Source organism: Bacillus sp. FJAT-27251 (genome assembly GCF_001273925.1).
Taxonomy (GTDB): Bacteria; Bacillota; Bacilli; order Bacillales; family Cytobacillaceae; genus Mesobacillus_B.
Genome location: NZ_LIGG01000001.1, coordinates 3,738,274 through 3,752,506, shown reverse-complemented (window position 1 = coordinate 3,752,506; position 14,233 = coordinate 3,738,274). Strand labels below are relative to the sequence as shown.

Sequence of the window (14,233 nt, the reverse complement as noted above, 5' to 3'; positions counted from 1 at the left end):
CCATTCCCCCTTTTTGATCTGGCAAAATTTGGTGCCATACTTTCCTGCAGGTTGCTTATGCTAATAAGGCTTTAAAAAGTCTGTAAAGGATGGTGTTCAATTTGCGTGGACAACGTATGTGGCTTCCGATATTGGCATCAGCAGGAATAGGTGCAGCTGCTTATTACAGTATGACTCGCGGGAAAAACGTAGGACAGGCCATGCAGGCCGTTTTGCCAATCGTCTCTAACCTTACTGGCCAGGGTTCCAGGGGTCAGCAGCATTCCTGACCAAAACTTTTTAAGGCAAGGGGGATAAGCTTGAAGCTTATCCCTTTGTTATTTTATCTGCACCTATTTTAATGTTATCATGAAAAATGTGGTGTATTTTCCACAGCTTTGATTCAACCAAAGGAGCCAATACATAATGAAGAAAAAACCGTGCAGTGCATCAAGAACGATTCAGACAGACCTTGTTTTGCCGAACGATACCAACGGGCATAACACCTTATTCGGAGGAGCCCTTATGAGCAGGATTGACCGGGTTGCCAGCATTGCGGCCATGAAACATTGCCGAATGTCAACGGTAACCGCCAGCATGGACTCAGTCGATTTCTTGCATCCTATTACCTTGAGGGATGCGGTGACGCTTGAAGCTTTCGTTACATGGACAGGAAAAAGCTCCATGGAAGTATTCGTCAGTGTGACCGCGGAAGACACCTTTACCGGGGAAAAGCGGGCGGCGGCTACCTCCTTTTTAACCTTTGTTGCTCTGGATGAAAAAGGAAAACCATCCGTTGTTCCTTCCGTTTACCCTGAAACGGAAGAGGAAGAATTTCTATTTTCAACAGGGGAAGAAAGAGCCCAAAACAGGAAAATGCGAAGGTCACATAGCAAGCAATTTGCTTCCAAGTTTGGGGCAAAAAAATAAGGCAGCTTTATTTCTCAAAGTGCTAAGGCAGATTCCTCTTAGCACTTTTTAGCTTATTTCCTCCATTTTATAGAGTGCCGGATTGGCTTTATGGTTCAGGCTTTGCGCAGAGGCCCATAGATTGGCCAGAAATCTTGGCATCATCTGCTGGGAAGGAAGGAGCCCATTCCTGGAAAAATAGACAAACAGCTTTAGGTAATCCCGAGCGTTGTCGGGCAGATGAATTTTTTCAGCGTAGTACTGGTTGTCTGTAATGGTGGCAAACGAACGGGTTTCAAATCCGGTAATAAAACGAGTCTTTTCGCCATTCAATTCATTTTCAATGAAATGGATTCTTTTTATGATGGTTGGATCATCTGGGCCGTCATAGTTCGCAAGCCGTCCCTGTGTGAAAGGTGGAACATCATCGACATTATGGACAATAGTCAAAACATGCCCATACGCTTTGTCGTGGCCCTCATAAATGGGCTCCAGTTCCAGCTCCTGGAGTAAATCAATTAGCGGGAGCTTCTTGTCTTCCAGGTATTCAGGCCTGAAAATTTGCCTTGAAAGCTTAAGTTCATCCAAGGAATGACACTCAAACGAAGCAAGGAAGAACCAATTTCCCCTATCATCAAAACTCACAGTGTAGGACTCCCCGTCATTTGTAACAAAATAGTCGGTCCATCGATCATCCCTGTCAAAGGTGAAATCCCTCTGTTCATTGCCAGCAGGCGTAAAACCGAATGGATGCTGAATCGGCACAGCTACTTCAGAGTAAAATTTTCCTTCCATAAAATCACCTTTCTCGTCTTCTCTTTTCCCACACCTTTTTCCCTGTACAGGATGCCCGATAAACAATTGGTTTCATTCATGGAGAAAACACAGAAGGGGATAGGGGGGACGGCGCATCTCAGATAGCAATCCAAAAGGCACGCATCAAATTAGATGCGTGCCTTAAATGTAGAGATTCGATTATTGCAGTGCTGCTTCGACTTCTTTTACCATCTCGGCAACAGAGATAAGGCCGCCGCCGGATAGATACCAGTAATCGGCATTCAAATAAACCACATTCCCATTTTTCACGGCTTTTGTATTTTCTACCAATTTATTTTCAATAACGGATTTAGCAGAAGCGTCACCGCCAACCGCAATTCCACGGTCCACCACGAACAGGTAGTCAGGGTCTTTTTCAAGCAGGTACTCAAATGAAATGTTTTGGCCATGCGTGGAAGCTTCAATGTTTTCGTCAACCGGCTTTACACCAAAGACATCATGCAGCAAGCCAAAGCGGGATCCTGGCCCATAGGCGCTTAGGTTTCCTTCATTGGCAAGAACAATCAGGCCAGTTTTATCCATGGCGGAAGCTTTTTCATGAAGGCTGTCAATCGCTTTTTCCACTTCAGCAAGTTCTGCTTCTACTTCCTTTTCCTTGCCGAAAATTTCTCCTAGCATCTTCGCATTTTCCTTATACGAATCCATATATCTAGTTGTGTCCACACCCATGAAAATAGTAGGGGCGATTTCGCTGAACTCTTCATATGAGTCCTGCTGCCTGCCTGAGATAATAATTAGGTCCGGGGCCATTTCATTAATGGCTTCAAAGTCCGGTTCCTTAAGTCCGCCGGCATTTTTATATTTTGCATCCTTATATTTTTCAAGATATGTAGGCACATTCGCCTGGGGCAGGCCAGTCACTTCAACACCAAGTTTATCAAGGGAATCTAATACACCAAAATCAAAAACGACAACCTTTTCAGGATTTTTGGTTACAGTTGTTTCGCCAAGCTGGTGCTTAACGGTGATCGTTTCTGGTTCTGATGCAGCTGCTTCTTTTTCTGTGCCTGCTGGAGCACTTGAATTCGTACCGCAAGCGACAGTGAATATGGCCATTGTGATAATAAGGAAAAATAGTGCAAGTTTCTTGTTCATTGTATCCACCTCATAAGTTTTTTTAATTTAACTAAATGATAATGATTTTCAGTATCATTTGTCAATGGCGAAATTATGAAAATTTTTTTGTGCGTGTTTTAATGGGAAATGAAAATTTTGGGTGATTTGCCAAAATAATAGAAAATGTTTTTTAATTACTTATATAATGGGGGAAAGACAGTGAATAAAGGAGAGCTGAAAATGAAAGTTTATCAAGCGGGTATGGAGGATTTAGAAGGGATTGCCGGCTTATTTAATCTTTATAGGGAGTTTTACGAACAGGGCAGTGATTTGGAAGGGGCGAAAGCATACATAAAAGAACGCTTGAAGAATCAGGATTCTGTTATCTTTGTTGCAAAAGATAAAGATCGGTATCTTGGATTCACCCAGCTTTACCCAACCTTTTCGTCCATCTCCATGAAAAGGGCATGGATTTTGAATGATCTGTTTGTAAAGGCAGATGCGAGAAAGCAGGGGTTAGGAGCAAAGCTTTTAGACAAAGCCAAAGAGCTGGCGGTTGAAACCGGAGCGAAAAGCCTTAGCCTCAGTACCGCTCAAGACAATGTTTCCGCCCAAAGGCTTTATGAAAGATATGGATACAAACGCGATGAGGAATTTTATCATTACGATTTAACGATTGGGTAGGCAGGGGCCATCTTGGGTGATGCAGGAGAACCGTCCCCGTGCTCTACACATCTGCCTATACTCCTAGCGATTTCCTGAATAATATATAGGGAATTAACTACTGCGGGAGGAGGAGTATAATGTCTAAAGGCAAAAAGGAAAGGGTCATCCACGTAGAAAACCTGGTTATCCATGCTAAGAATGTCAAGATCATCCATGAAAAGGAAGATCATCACCACCATGAACCAAAAGAAGCACATGAACACATTGCTGTAGAACCACCCAGAAGGAACCATTGGGATTCGTTTATGTGGGGTGGACCAAGACAGGAACAGCAACATGAAAATGAACATGAACATGAAAAATAAGTTTTGCGATGGAAGGAGCGGGGGATTTTCTCCCGCTCTTAACTGTTTCTTGGCATTTCATTTATTTTTAATTTCCATCATCGCGGTAAATAATTCATTGTCCATTATATGCTATCCATATTATATCTTTTTGCTTCATAAGTGCTATCACTTGCTATGCACCCCTGATGTTGACCTTTCGAGAAATAAAAGCCATTGGGGAGGAGAAAACGGTGATATTAACTGATAACAGTCACCAATAAAGCAATAAGAAATGATAAGCAACATAGTCTATAAAGACAAAGCGCCATTTTGAGGCCTCCACAGCAGCCGTGTTTGGGATATAATGGAGGAAGGGTCGATAGGACCTTTATTTTATAAGGGGGTAATACAGTGGAACATATATTTGAAGATGCCCATCAACATAGCCGCCATAATCGAAGTACTTTGGAGAAGGACCAGCTTTGCGGCTGCTTCCATTGTTTAAGGATTTTCAACCCAAATGAAATCGATGAATGGCTGGATCATGACACCACAGCTGTATGCCCCTATTGCGGCATCGATTCTATAATCGGTGAGGGTTCAGGAAATACCCTTACAAAAGGTTTTTTGCATGAAATGCACAACAGGTGGTTTTAACCGAACATCGCCAGTGTTTTTTTTAGAAAAGAAAGGGAACAACAATTATATGTCTGGTCTTTTTGAGGGCTGGGTAAAAAAATTTGCATCTTAGGAGGCATTGGCGAATGAATGAGATTATTGTATACACTACCAATACCTGACCGTATTGCACGATGATGAAAGAATTCCTTGAGGCTCAAGGATTAAACTACAAAGAAGTAAATGTTCAGCATGACCCGATTGCGGCTCAAAGGCTGGTCGATGAGACCGGACAAATGGGCGTACCGCAAACAAAAGTAAATGGTCATTGGGTGCTCGGCTTTGATCCTGAAACGCTCATGCAGCATGTCGAAAAGTAGATGAAATAGGTAAGCCTGCAGAACACGGTAAGCGAGTCTGCAGGCTTTTTTTACATGCTTAGGGATTTTGGGCTTTCGGAAATTTGTGGAGTGCTGGAAGTAGTTTTTTTACCTAATGCCACCACTAAAATCATCAATAGGATGCAAGCTGTTCCAAGCCATTGGTAGACTCCAAAGGATTGCTTGAGCCAAAAGACGGTTGTTAAGACGGCTGCCAGCGGCTCAATGCTTCCCAGCAGGCTCGATTCCTTCGGCAGGAGACTTTGCAGGCTTTCAATATAAAACCAAAAAGCAATCATGGTTCCAAAAACAATCACAAAGAAAAGGCAGGCATATCCTTCCAGCGTTAACGCTGGGAAGTCCATCTGCCACGGAGGGTGCACAAAGCTTAAGGCAATTCCCCCGATCACCATCGCCCAGCCAACAATGACAAGGGAATCAAACTTTTTTAATAAAGGAATCGCATATAAAGTATAAAATGCCAAAGCGACTCCTGATAAAATACCCCAGACAATTGCAGGTGCCGGCACCGATAATTGGGCAAGGGAACCATTTGTTAACAGGAAAAAGCAACCAGCCAAAGCCAGCGATATAGTCAGAAAATCCCTTCTTGTGGGCTCCGTCTGTCTGCGTATAATCAAGTAAACAATGATCATCGCCGGAGCCGTGTATTGAAGGAGCGTGGCCACTGCAGCATTTCCATGTTGAATGGAAGCCATATATGTATATTGGACGGCAAGCATTCCGAGCAGCCCGAAGATCACCAGGTGAACGGCTGTGTTTCTTTTTTGCCAAACGGCAATGATTTGGGACCGTTCCTTCCCGAAGAATTTCAATCCTAAAAGCAGGACACCCGCAATAAGCAATCGAGTAGTAACAAGCCAATCCACATCCATCCCAAACTCGTCAAACAGCTTTTTGGCAACCGTGCCGCCAATCCCCCACAAAGCCGCCCCCGTCATAACGAGAAAAATCCCTTTTTTCCTGTCCATATAGGCAAGCACCCTTCAAATTCTAAATAGTTTCACAATAGACCTATCATAAATCGATTATCCAATTGATGCAAGGGGACGTTTCTGCTGCCTCGTTTTCTGGGGCAGAGGCTCATTTCTTTAGATTACGGGAGGGTAGGATAAGTTCCAAAAATTTCAAAATATTTATTTTCCTGGTTTCATTAAAATGGTATTCTATTGGAAAGAAAGGCACCGGCCCGCTGCTTCAGCTACTGGGATGCATAGCAGAAGCAGGTCCACAATTGTTCATAATTTTATATTCAGGTGGTGTTGTTGTGGTTACTATACACAGTAAAGGAATATTATTGTGGCTCGGTATAAGTATAGGCTTCATCTTTTTAGTTGATTTATTTACCTTTAAATCCAATGTTACCTCAGGCAATGGAAATCCAGGACTACTAGTTGTCGTGCCGGCCGTGGTGCTGTTTGCCCTTTTTGCGAGAAGTTTGTGGAAGAGTTTGGGAAGGATTGATGTAAGATCATGTATGAGGGTGAAAATCGGATTGGGAGCATTGGCTCTTTTTCTCTTGTTTTGCCTTCTGGAATATAAGTTTATGGTAAATCTAATTACCAGCTTAGGAGGCACCCCTGAAATAATCAGTTCAAAGATCTATCGCTACCCCTGGCTGAATCAGTACACAAATACAATGTTTATTAACTTTTATACTTTAGGTATGACAGCATGTGGAGTTACTTTAATAAAAAGTGTTGCTGGTTTTGGGCTAAGGAAGGAATAATCAGAATGAAAAAAGCTAAAGTTTTTTGAGGTGATTAAGATGAGAGAATTGTTTGAATACAATTGGCAGGTTAGGGACGAGTGGTTCGAGTGGTGCAGCCAACTAACTTCCAAAGAATTGCTTGAGGAACGCATCGGTGGTGTGGGAAGCATTTTGCACACCCTTTTCCATATTACCGAAGTGGAATATAGCTGGGTGACAGCAATTCAAGGGAATGACGATATTGTATATGAATTTAGTGATTACAATAGCCTTGAAAAAGTTAAGAGGCTCTCCAATGATTTAAGAATAGAAATAAGGTCATTTTTAAAATCGGGAGCAGACGAAAAAGGAAAAGACCTGGTAACGGCCCCTTGGGATGCAGGTACATATAAAGCCGAAGAAATCCTGCGTCATATTATTGTCCATGAGATTCACCATATTGGTCAATTGTCTGTGTGGTCGCGGGAAATAAAATTAGATCCCGTCCAGGCGAATTTTATAGGAAGAAAATTTGATTGAAATTAGCCATCCCGGAGACTCCCTCCAGAGTTGGCAGGAAGTCCCCGATATATTCTTCTTTTGTAAATCCTCAGTTCACGTACTTCCCATATTCAGGCTTGGCGATGTCATCAAAGTTGTTAGCCAATTTCTCGAGGTTGTCAGTCAGCAGTTGGCCTAACATTGGCAATCCATGTCCGGTAACGGCTGCTGCTGGCTTAAGTGCGGCCAATTTCAGGACTGATTCTTTTGCCGCTTTCCAGTCTGTTGTCAAATAACGCGGCGGGCCGCTGATTTCCTGTTCCTGTGTCAGGACTTTATAAAGATACTCCTGCTTTACAGTGACAAAGGCATCTCCGGCAATCAATGCCCCGTCACTTTGCCTGAATAAAGAAACATGACCTGGAGTATGCCCTGGAGTGTGGATCCATTTGAAACCTGCCATTTCAGGGACAGTCCCATCAGCCGGCAATGGTTTTACATTCTCTCCCAGGTTAATTGGTTCAATTGGGAACATAGGTGACATTTTGGACACCATGCCACCCTCAACCGTTGGGTCGGGATCAGGATAGCTTTGTTGTCCTGTCAGGAAGGGCAGTTCCAATTCGTGTGCGTACACTGGAACTTCCCATCGTTTCACAAGTTCTATTACTGCTCCTACATGGTCGAAATGTCCGTGAGTCAAAATGATTGCTTTTGGACGGCTGTTTTTGCCAAACCGGTTTTCAACAGCTGATATGATTTCCTCCGCTGACTCCGGCATCCCTGCATCAACCAAAACAAAAATATTGGAATTAGGGTCCCCAACCATATGAATATTGGCAATCTGTACTGTATAACTGAACAGGTCTGGCAAAACCTGGATACCTGTACCGCTTCCCACGGAAGTAGCCGGGATATATTTATAATCGCTGCCGTAATTCATTTGTTTATCCACAAGCAACTCCTCCTCAAAAATGTCATTCGTAATTATGATTCCCGCGCTTTTTTTAAAAACTAGCTCAAATTATTGTCATTTTGCCGTCAACCGCTTCCGTTGCTTCCCAATCAATATGGTCATTTCAGCATATTGAGCCTATCCCGTTTCTTTATTAAAATGGAAAGAGAAGGAAAACAATACCAGAAAATAGGGTGTTCAAATGGCCGGATCCAATGAAACCAACACCGGAAAAGGTGAACAAAACAGACTTACCATCCAGTCAAAACTGCAATTGCTGTCCCGTAATTTTCAGCCTATGGTAGACAGGTTTTACCAAGCCAAGGAGGATCCTGACTGGGACAAATATCGATTTGACCTGTACCTTAAGAATCCGGCAAGATTGGCCATGAACTCATTGAAGCATGGCAGCCTGATTAAAATCCTGCATTATCTGGCAGGAGCCATCGGCCTTTTTTTCCTTGGAAGTGCTATAGAGGATGTAGCGGCGTTTCTGGAAGGAACGATTTTGGTTAAAAATGAACTGCTTGCGGGTATAATTACAAATAATGGAGAAAGCAAAGTCGAGGATGTGCTTGGGAAAATCGGCGGGATTCTGCTCATTTTCATCCCATTTTACATCGTCTTATATACGGGTTTGCATGTATGGAATATACCCAAAGCGCGTTCCCGGATGAAAGACTGGAACCATCCGCTTTTTAATCTGGGGCTCTACTATAAAGCGAATCCAAATGAATACAGTCTGATTGAGCCATTTACAAGGGAATATTTCAATTTTCAGCAATTTGAAGAATATGTACTGCAAGCATCCAGCTCTGAGGTTCTCGAATTGGTCGCAACTGAACTATACAAGCTAAAGGCGGACTATGAGGAGCAGAAAAAACAGCTGCTGGCTTTCAACTCGGAAAAACAGGGACTCAATGAATTGCTCGATGTTTTCCAGAGGAATTTTGTCCGGGCGGCTGAAGCTATGGTCAGCAATGATTACCGGAATTTCGAGCTTGACTTTGGATTGATTAGTCCCCGATATTCGATTTATGAACTGCAAAAAGGCCATCCTTATGCGTCCCGCATTGAGCCCAACACGATTCCGGGGGCCAGCAAACAGATCGAAGTCAATAGCCATTCGGACGAACCGGTAATCCGATTGTATTTCAGTCCCCATTCCTTCACGTATTACCAGAAAAGCAGGGCGGCATGTTTCAAAGTGGCCGTAGCAAACGAGCTAACCTGGATTATCAAGTATGAAGTGAATGAGGAATTGGCTGCCAGAATGAAATATTTGACAACAGACGAGAATATTGTGAACGAAGATGCTATAATTAGTAAAAACATATATGAAATTATCCGGCTGCACCTGCATTTGCAATATAAAGTTCATCATGTTGATGTTAAAAAAGGAGGAGAGAGGTAATGGGCAATCAATTAAAAATCGAGAATGTGCATGTTCCCTCCAAGAGACTCCAGTATATGCGAAAGCCAAGGAAAGTGAAGCTTCGTAAAAAAGGAACAGAGCATCTCATCTCCATCGAGCAGCATAAACTGAGCCCCAGAGGCGAGGCTGTGAAAGCCATGCTTGAAAACGAAAGAAAACATATTATCCAGCATCAGGAAGAAATCGATGAAAAATTCAATTCCTTGTTTGAATTGCTAAAGAAATAACCCTTCTCACCGAGAAGGGTTTTTGTTTGGCAAATGAGTATGGATCATATGAATTAAACCATCCAGCCGAAAGAGGACGTCTTCGCTTTGCTTCAAAATCGCATTCCTGCGGTTCCTGTCTATCTCCTGCAAGGTTTTCATTTCTTTATAGCTCCGTTCGATATTCCCGCTTGAAGTATCAATATCCATACAAACCTCCTGAATTCATTATGTATTTATTTTTATGATATTCATTTGCCACCGGAATATTGAATGATTATTATTACTTAAAACTTTTCAAGGAAAGTGGCAAGGCTGGTCGATTCATTCCTTTGAAATGAGCCCTTCATCGAAAGGAATGTTTTGGAATTGTGTCTTCCCAAACTTTTTGTATGTGATTCTTACAGTGGCTATGTCAATATCGGTTTCCTGGTCCAGCAGTTCGGCTATTAATGCCAAGCTAAATTCGTCTTTCACTTTATAGCCTTTTACTGGAATCAGCGCATCGGTAATTCCTTCATTAATTGCACTTTCTTCGTCAAAACTCCCGCGCTGCTGGTTGGATATATACGATTCTATCCGAAAGTGATCATCATCTTTCGCCAAAATATCTCCATTCGTTTTTATAAATTCGACCTTCTGAAGCGTTGGGTTGCCGAAACCTTCCCATCTAAAAAGATAATCAAGATAATAAGCTTTCCCATCTTCAAAAAGTCCCTTTACTAATGATGTATGACTCCACTTTGTAAATTGCCCATTATGGATAGCAAAATTTAAAAACCAGACTATGCCAACAATTAAAAGCGTTAAAATCCCAAAACCATATAAAGTTTTTTTCATCAGTTCCCCCTCAACATGAAAATAGATCATCACTCAAATGCCACAGTTTGGCAGCATACTTATGTTTATGTTCAGAGGTTCTACAACGTACCCAGAAATTCCTTCTTTAGGAAGGAGGGATGGTCTGATTTGCGCTTGACACTGCATCTCAATGCCTTTTTTGGTAGGGGCAGGCTCATTTTGGGTACTGACACAGCGTTTCAGGACCTCTTTTTGGAGGGGGCGGCTCATTTTTGGTACTGACACTGCGTTTCAGGACCTCTTTTTGGAGGGGGCGGCTCATTTTGGGTTCTGACAATGCACCTCAATGCCTATTTTTCAGGGAACAGCTTATTTTGGTTCTGACACTATTTCCCGTAATCATGTCCTAACACTTTTTACTCTTTTGTAACCTTTCGTAACCAATCCTCTACCTTTCGTTTACCTTTCCATAACTTGTTGGCATTGATTTGACTTTATTATACAGATATAAGCCAAAATAAATTGGAGGAATCAAAATGAGTATGTCAGTTCGTCTGCAAAAAAACATTTTCATCATTCTGTCGGCGGTAATAGTGGGTTTGGCTCTCTTATTCAGTTCCATGCCTAAAGCAGAGGCATCGGTTTCATGGGGGCAGGAAGTGGTGGAGGTAGCAAAGCGCTCCATCGGCACGAAATATAAATGGGGAGGAACCAATCCAAAGCAAGGGTTTGATGCTTCCGGCTACACTCAATATGTTTACAAAACCTCAGCTGCAAAAATCAAGCTGCCACGAACCTCCAAAGAACAGTATCTAAAAGGAAAGTCCGTGAAAAAGTCACAGCTGAAGCAGGGGGATCTTGTGTTCTTCAAAACAGATGGAAAAAATGTATCTTTTGTTGGCATTTATGACGGAAAAGGGGAATTTTTGGCCGCCACCTCAAAAGGTGTCAGATATCAATCGCTAAATACAAAATATTGGAAGGACCGCTATGTTGGGGCAAAACGGGTTTTAAAGGAATAGTCGAGCAAGCCAAATACTAAAAAACAAGCTGACAAGAAAATAATGTAAATTTCCTCTTCCAATTTTCCTGACCTTTTGGTTTAATAAGGTTATCGGGACGTAGCTCAGCTTGGTAGAGCACTAGCATGGGGTGCTAGGGGTCGCAGGTTCAATTCCTGTCGTCCCGATTACATCCCGAAGCCTGCCTATTAACGGTGGGCTTTTTTAATTTTAAAAAAATTGGCCTTTTATCTGGAAATGGTAATTGCAGTGGTATTATTTTACTGGATGGAATCATTTAATCAAACTTAGGAGGGGAGATATGAAAAAGCGCAGAAAGTGGTGGAGTATTGGCTTAATCCATTACAGCAACACTGTACGGATTTATTTCATGTTGACTCTGTTCCTCTTTTTAAGTGGGAGCCGCTTTATATTGAATACGTTTGAGCTTATGGAAACTTGGAGAATATTATTCTCCATTCTGATTGTGCTGGCCTTTATTTTTTGCAGCTGGCAATACGCGAAAAAGGCAAAAAAGGAGTATGAGCTAAAAAATTTGGGCGAAGAGGAAAATCTCTTTTAAGACCGGAAAGGGCAATTTGATTGTGAAAACCTTTATTCTTGGTGCTGCTGCTGTGATGATGGCAGGCGTGATGGTTTCTGTGCTCCTTTATCACAACCTGCCTCCCAGGCACACTCCGAAAATTCCCGAAGCCCGCGTTGAAGAGCCACAGAATACACCTTTGGAACCGCTGCAGGCTATTCTTGTAAATGAAAAAACCGGCTATTCCCTGCAAAACGGCGAGCTGAATATTACATACGACAACGGTGTGTCATGGGGAACCGTTCCAGTCGAAAAAGATTTGCTTTTTGCGGGGGAATATCAAGGAAATAAACAGGAGCTGATTAAAAACAGCTTTGTGCTGACAGAACAGCAAACCGCCTTCCTATATGTCGATGGGGAGGATTGGGTCAACCAAAGTGTTCACTTGGTTTTTACCGAGGACATGGGGAGGACTTGGCAGCATGCAACCGTGTCGGAAGCCTATTCAGCTCCCCGCTTCAGGAAGATAGAATTCCTGGACGAAAACTTTGGATATGCCATCGTTTCTGGCGGCCGGACGATGTCATCGGAGGGCTCGGATGCCTTTCTCACTTTCGATGGCGGGAAAACATGGGAAGCAGCCGCAAATTCAGGTACAACCCGGCTTATTTATGATGGCGGCTTTGTCGATGAAAAAACCGGCTTTTTATCATACGGGACGATAAATCCACAAGAGCCCGATCTCCATGTCACCCAGGATGGAGGAGAAACCTGGCAAAAGGCGGCAGTAAATATACCGCACAGATATAACCTTGTCTTTGTGTCGGCTGAAGTCCCTTTTAAGGAAGGAACCCATTTGGCGATGCTTGTCAATCAGGGACCAAATGGGGATTTTCAGGGTGGGAACATAAAAGGTAAATTCGTTTCAGAAGATAACGGCAGGACATGGGAATTCTCCAGGGGGGTCGAGCCAAATGAGTAAAATGAAGATAACTGGATAAAACAGGAGAAATCAGCTTGTATCAGGCAGCGATGGAGGAAAATGAATCTTTCATACTGAAGTTCAAAGGGCCGGTTGCAGGAGCTGCTAGTGTAACAAGGTGAAATTTTGCGGGAATTGGAGAGTGTGGGAGTGAGCATGAATTTTTCGTTGAAAGATCATTTGCATATGCTTGAAGAGAAGCTGCTGTCACCGGAGGTGCGCGCGTCAAAAAAAGAATTGACACAGCTTTTGTCACAGGAATTTTTTGAGATTGGCAGTTCAGGACGGATGCTGTACCGGGATGGAATTGGTGAAGGGGGAATCGGAAAGGTAAGGATGCAGTTGAGCGAGTTTGAAATTCACCCGCTTAGTGATGGGATTGTGTTGGCCACTTACCGCATTTTTAATGAAATAACAAAGCAGCATTCACTGAGAAGTTCCATCTGGAGACTTGAGGGAGACACCTGGAAAATGGTGTTCCACCAGGGAACGAAAACAGAAGCTCAATGCCAGAATCCATAGGGGGAAGAAATGATGAACACTGCTATAGGAACAGAAGAGGCAATTAAACGGTGGGACGGTTTTGCTGATACATATGCTTCCCATCACACTGAAAACGGGGACATTCATAAAGAAGTCTTCCTGAATCCAGTCCTTTTTGAACTGATGGGAGACGTGAAAGGGAAAAGAGTGCTGGATGCCGGCTGCGGCGAGGGGTACCTGAGCAGGCTGATGGCAAAAAAGGGTGCTACAGTGACCGCAGTGGATTTTGCACCAAGAATGCTTGATATTGCCACGGAACGAACGCCTGATAAGATGGATATCGATTTTCGCCATGGAAATCTGGAACATCTTGATTTGTTCAATGACGGGCTTTTCGATTTGGCTGTCTCAAACATGGTGCTGCAGGACCTCGCCAATTTAGAGAGTGCTTTAAAAGAAATTTACAGGGTGCTAATCCCTGGCGGCTGCTTTGTGATGTCCATTCTTCACCCTTGTTTTGTTACGCCTGAAAGCGGCTGGGAGAAGAATGATAGCGGTGACAAGCTCCATTGGAATGTCGACCAGTATTTTTATGAAGGAGCTTACGAGCAAAAGCTTGGAAAGATGGTCCTATTCCACCGGACGCTCACGACCTATATCAATACGATGTTAAAATCTGGGTTTTCATTGGAAAGGATCGTTGAGCCTAAACCATCAAAGGAAATGCTGAAAAAACATCCTACTTTTGAAGAGGATTTCCGATGTGCCGATTTTATCGTTTTCAGGCTAAGAAAGGCGGGTGTGGAAAGTCAGTCAAGCTGGTTCAGCCCAATCGTTCCGTAA

The 14,233-nt window shown here is 43.0% G+C and carries 21 protein-coding genes and 1 tRNA gene; 16 read left to right on the top strand and 6 right to left on the bottom strand.

Going from position 1 to position 14,233, the window contains the following annotated elements:
- The first annotated feature begins 101 nt into the window (after nucleotides 1-101).
- Both ADU22_RS24770 and ADU22_RS17610 read left to right on the top strand, forming a co-directional pair.
- Nucleotides 102-269: a hypothetical protein gene (locus ADU22_RS24770; RefSeq protein ID WP_231687902.1), complete on the top strand. Its 168-nt coding sequence runs from the start codon at nucleotides 102-104 to the stop codon at nucleotides 267-269.
- A gap of 136 nt (nucleotides 270-405) precedes the next feature.
- Entirely contained in the window at nucleotides 406-909 is a 504-nt protein-coding gene (locus ADU22_RS17610) for an acyl-CoA thioesterase (RefSeq protein WP_053363330.1), read from the top strand.
- Nucleotides 910-957: 48 nt separating this feature from the next.
- Here ADU22_RS17610 and ADU22_RS25040 read toward each other — a convergent pair whose 3' ends face one another.
- On the bottom strand, nucleotides 958-1,683 hold the full coding sequence (locus tag ADU22_RS25040) for a hypothetical protein (protein ID WP_197280081.1): 726 nt from the start codon (nucleotides 1,681-1,683) through the stop codon (nucleotides 958-960).
- Nucleotides 1,684-1,863: 180 nt separating this feature from the next.
- The gene (locus tag ADU22_RS17600) at nucleotides 1,864-2,820 is read right to left on the bottom strand and encodes a siderophore ABC transporter substrate-binding protein (protein ID WP_053363329.1); all 957 of its coding nucleotides are present in this window, start codon (nucleotides 2,818-2,820) and stop codon (nucleotides 1,864-1,866) included.
- Nucleotides 2,821-3,021: 201 nt separating this feature from the next.
- On the opposite strand from ADU22_RS17600, the gene ADU22_RS17595 reads away from it, so the two are divergent.
- The 4 genes from ADU22_RS17595 (at nucleotide 3,022) to ADU22_RS17580 (ending at nucleotide 4,771) form a co-directional block, all read left to right on the top strand.
- The gene (locus ADU22_RS17595; RefSeq protein ID WP_053364635.1) at nucleotides 3,022-3,465 is read left to right on the top strand and encodes a GNAT family N-acetyltransferase; all 444 of its coding nucleotides are present in this window, start codon (nucleotides 3,022-3,024) and stop codon (nucleotides 3,463-3,465) included.
- A gap of 119 nt (nucleotides 3,466-3,584) precedes the next feature.
- The gene (locus tag ADU22_RS17590) at nucleotides 3,585-3,812 is read left to right on the top strand and encodes a hypothetical protein (RefSeq protein ID WP_053363328.1); all 228 of its coding nucleotides are present in this window, start codon (nucleotides 3,585-3,587) and stop codon (nucleotides 3,810-3,812) included.
- A gap of 372 nt (nucleotides 3,813-4,184) precedes the next feature.
- Nucleotides 4,185-4,430, top strand: a complete 246-nt coding sequence (locus tag ADU22_RS17585; protein ID WP_053363327.1) for a hypothetical protein — start codon at nucleotides 4,185-4,187, stop codon at nucleotides 4,428-4,430.
- A 107-nt stretch (nucleotides 4,431-4,537) separates the two neighbouring features.
- Entirely contained in the window at nucleotides 4,538-4,771 is a 234-nt protein-coding gene (locus ADU22_RS17580) for a glutaredoxin family protein (RefSeq protein ID WP_082252901.1), read from the top strand.
- A gap of 50 nt (nucleotides 4,772-4,821) precedes the next feature.
- Here ADU22_RS17580 and ADU22_RS17575 read toward each other — a convergent pair whose 3' ends face one another.
- Entirely contained in the window at nucleotides 4,822-5,763 is a 942-nt protein-coding gene (locus tag ADU22_RS17575; protein ID WP_053363325.1) for a DMT family transporter, read from the bottom strand.
- A gap of 65 nt (nucleotides 5,764-5,828) precedes the next feature.
- On the opposite strand from ADU22_RS17575, the gene ADU22_RS17570 reads away from it, so the two are divergent.
- Entirely contained in the window at nucleotides 5,829-6,521 is a 693-nt protein-coding gene (locus ADU22_RS17570; protein ID WP_156324386.1) for a hypothetical protein, read from the top strand.
- Between the two features lie 39 nt (nucleotides 6,522-6,560).
- Nucleotides 6,561-7,022, top strand: coding sequence for a DinB family protein (locus ADU22_RS17565; RefSeq protein WP_053363323.1), 462 nt, complete (start codon nucleotides 6,561-6,563; stop codon nucleotides 7,020-7,022).
- A gap of 70 nt (nucleotides 7,023-7,092) precedes the next feature.
- Here ADU22_RS17565 and ADU22_RS17560 read toward each other — a convergent pair whose 3' ends face one another.
- Entirely contained in the window at nucleotides 7,093-7,938 is an 846-nt protein-coding gene (locus tag ADU22_RS17560; RefSeq protein WP_053363322.1) for an MBL fold metallo-hydrolase, read from the bottom strand.
- Between the two features lie 202 nt (nucleotides 7,939-8,140).
- On the opposite strand from ADU22_RS17560, the gene ADU22_RS17555 reads away from it, so the two are divergent.
- Both ADU22_RS17555 and ADU22_RS17550 read left to right on the top strand, forming a co-directional pair.
- Nucleotides 8,141-9,352 (top strand): hypothetical protein, encoded by a 1,212-nt coding sequence (locus ADU22_RS17555; RefSeq protein ID WP_053363321.1) that lies wholly within the window; start codon nucleotides 8,141-8,143, stop codon nucleotides 9,350-9,352.
- Entirely contained in the window at nucleotides 9,352-9,600 is a 249-nt protein-coding gene (locus ADU22_RS17550; RefSeq protein ID WP_053363320.1) for a hypothetical protein, read from the top strand. The genes ADU22_RS17555 and ADU22_RS17550 overlap by 1 nt, the downstream gene beginning before the upstream one ends.
- Before the next feature lie 6 nt (nucleotides 9,601-9,606).
- On the opposite strand, the gene ADU22_RS17545 is transcribed toward ADU22_RS17550, so the two are convergent.
- Both ADU22_RS17545 and ADU22_RS17540 read right to left on the bottom strand, forming a co-directional pair.
- Entirely contained in the window at nucleotides 9,607-9,789 is a 183-nt protein-coding gene (locus ADU22_RS17545) for a hypothetical protein (protein WP_053363319.1), read from the bottom strand.
- A 114-nt stretch (nucleotides 9,790-9,903) separates the two neighbouring features.
- Nucleotides 9,904-10,419, bottom strand: a complete 516-nt coding sequence (locus ADU22_RS17540) for a hypothetical protein (protein ID WP_053363318.1) — start codon at nucleotides 10,417-10,419, stop codon at nucleotides 9,904-9,906.
- A 497-nt stretch (nucleotides 10,420-10,916) separates the two neighbouring features.
- Between ADU22_RS17540 and ADU22_RS17535 the strand changes: the two genes are divergently transcribed.
- From ADU22_RS17535 to ADU22_RS17510, 6 genes are all read left to right on the top strand, one after another.
- Nucleotides 10,917-11,402 (top strand): C40 family peptidase, encoded by a 486-nt coding sequence (locus tag ADU22_RS17535; protein ID WP_053363317.1) that lies wholly within the window; start codon nucleotides 10,917-10,919, stop codon nucleotides 11,400-11,402.
- Between the two features lie 93 nt (nucleotides 11,403-11,495).
- A tRNA-Pro gene (locus ADU22_RS17530) sits at nucleotides 11,496-11,569 on the top strand.
- Between the two features lie 134 nt (nucleotides 11,570-11,703).
- On the top strand, nucleotides 11,704-11,964 hold the full coding sequence (locus ADU22_RS17525; protein WP_053363316.1) for a hypothetical protein: 261 nt from the start codon (nucleotides 11,704-11,706) through the stop codon (nucleotides 11,962-11,964).
- A gap of 22 nt (nucleotides 11,965-11,986) precedes the next feature.
- Nucleotides 11,987-12,907, top strand: a complete 921-nt coding sequence (locus ADU22_RS17520) for a sialidase family protein (protein ID WP_053364634.1) — start codon at nucleotides 11,987-11,989, stop codon at nucleotides 12,905-12,907.
- Nucleotides 12,908-13,063: 156 nt separating this feature from the next.
- On the top strand, nucleotides 13,064-13,429 hold the full coding sequence (locus ADU22_RS17515) for a nuclear transport factor 2 family protein (RefSeq protein WP_053364633.1): 366 nt from the start codon (nucleotides 13,064-13,066) through the stop codon (nucleotides 13,427-13,429).
- 12 nt (nucleotides 13,430-13,441) lie between these two features.
- Nucleotides 13,442-14,233, top strand: a complete 792-nt coding sequence (locus ADU22_RS17510) for a class I SAM-dependent methyltransferase (protein ID WP_053363315.1) — start codon at nucleotides 13,442-13,444, stop codon at nucleotides 14,231-14,233.

Excerpts from the sequence above, each read along its gene's own strand:
- ADU22_RS17535 (WP_053363317.1), top strand. The coding sequence starts at position 10,917 with ATGAGTATGTCAGTTCGTCTGCAAAAAAACATTTTCATCATTCTGTCG.
- ADU22_RS17600 (WP_053363329.1), bottom strand. The coding sequence starts at position 2,820 with ATGAACAAGAAACTTGCACTATTTTTCCTTATTATCACAATGGCCATA.
- ADU22_RS17550 (WP_053363320.1), top strand. The coding sequence starts at position 9,352 with ATGGGCAATCAATTAAAAATCGAGAATGTGCATGTTCCCTCCAAGAGA.
- ADU22_RS17540 (WP_053363318.1), bottom strand. The coding sequence starts at position 10,419 with ATGAAAAAAACTTTATATGGTTTTGGGATTTTAACGCTTTTAATTGTT.
- ADU22_RS17595 (WP_053364635.1), top strand. The coding sequence starts at position 3,022 with ATGAAAGTTTATCAAGCGGGTATGGAGGATTTAGAAGGGATTGCCGGC.
- ADU22_RS17575 (WP_053363325.1), bottom strand. The coding sequence starts at position 5,763 with ATGGACAGGAAAAAAGGGATTTTTCTCGTTATGACGGGGGCGGCTTTG.
- ADU22_RS25040 (WP_197280081.1), bottom strand. The coding sequence starts at position 1,683 with ATGGAAGGAAAATTTTACTCTGAAGTAGCTGTGCCGATTCAGCATCCA.
- ADU22_RS17545 (WP_053363319.1), bottom strand. The coding sequence starts at position 9,789 with ATGGATATTGATACTTCAAGCGGGAATATCGAACGGAGCTATAAAGAA.
- ADU22_RS17610 (WP_053363330.1), top strand. The coding sequence starts at position 406 with ATGAAGAAAAAACCGTGCAGTGCATCAAGAACGATTCAGACAGACCTT.
- ADU22_RS17590 (WP_053363328.1), top strand. The coding sequence starts at position 3,585 with ATGTCTAAAGGCAAAAAGGAAAGGGTCATCCACGTAGAAAACCTGGTT.
- ADU22_RS17515 (WP_053364633.1), top strand. The coding sequence starts at position 13,064 with ATGAATTTTTCGTTGAAAGATCATTTGCATATGCTTGAAGAGAAGCTG.
- ADU22_RS17510 (WP_053363315.1), top strand. The coding sequence starts at position 13,442 with ATGAACACTGCTATAGGAACAGAAGAGGCAATTAAACGGTGGGACGGT.
- ADU22_RS17525 (WP_053363316.1), top strand. The coding sequence starts at position 11,704 with ATGAAAAAGCGCAGAAAGTGGTGGAGTATTGGCTTAATCCATTACAGC.
- ADU22_RS17565 (WP_053363323.1), top strand. The coding sequence starts at position 6,561 with ATGAGAGAATTGTTTGAATACAATTGGCAGGTTAGGGACGAGTGGTTC.
- ADU22_RS17555 (WP_053363321.1), top strand. The coding sequence starts at position 8,141 with ATGGCCGGATCCAATGAAACCAACACCGGAAAAGGTGAACAAAACAGA.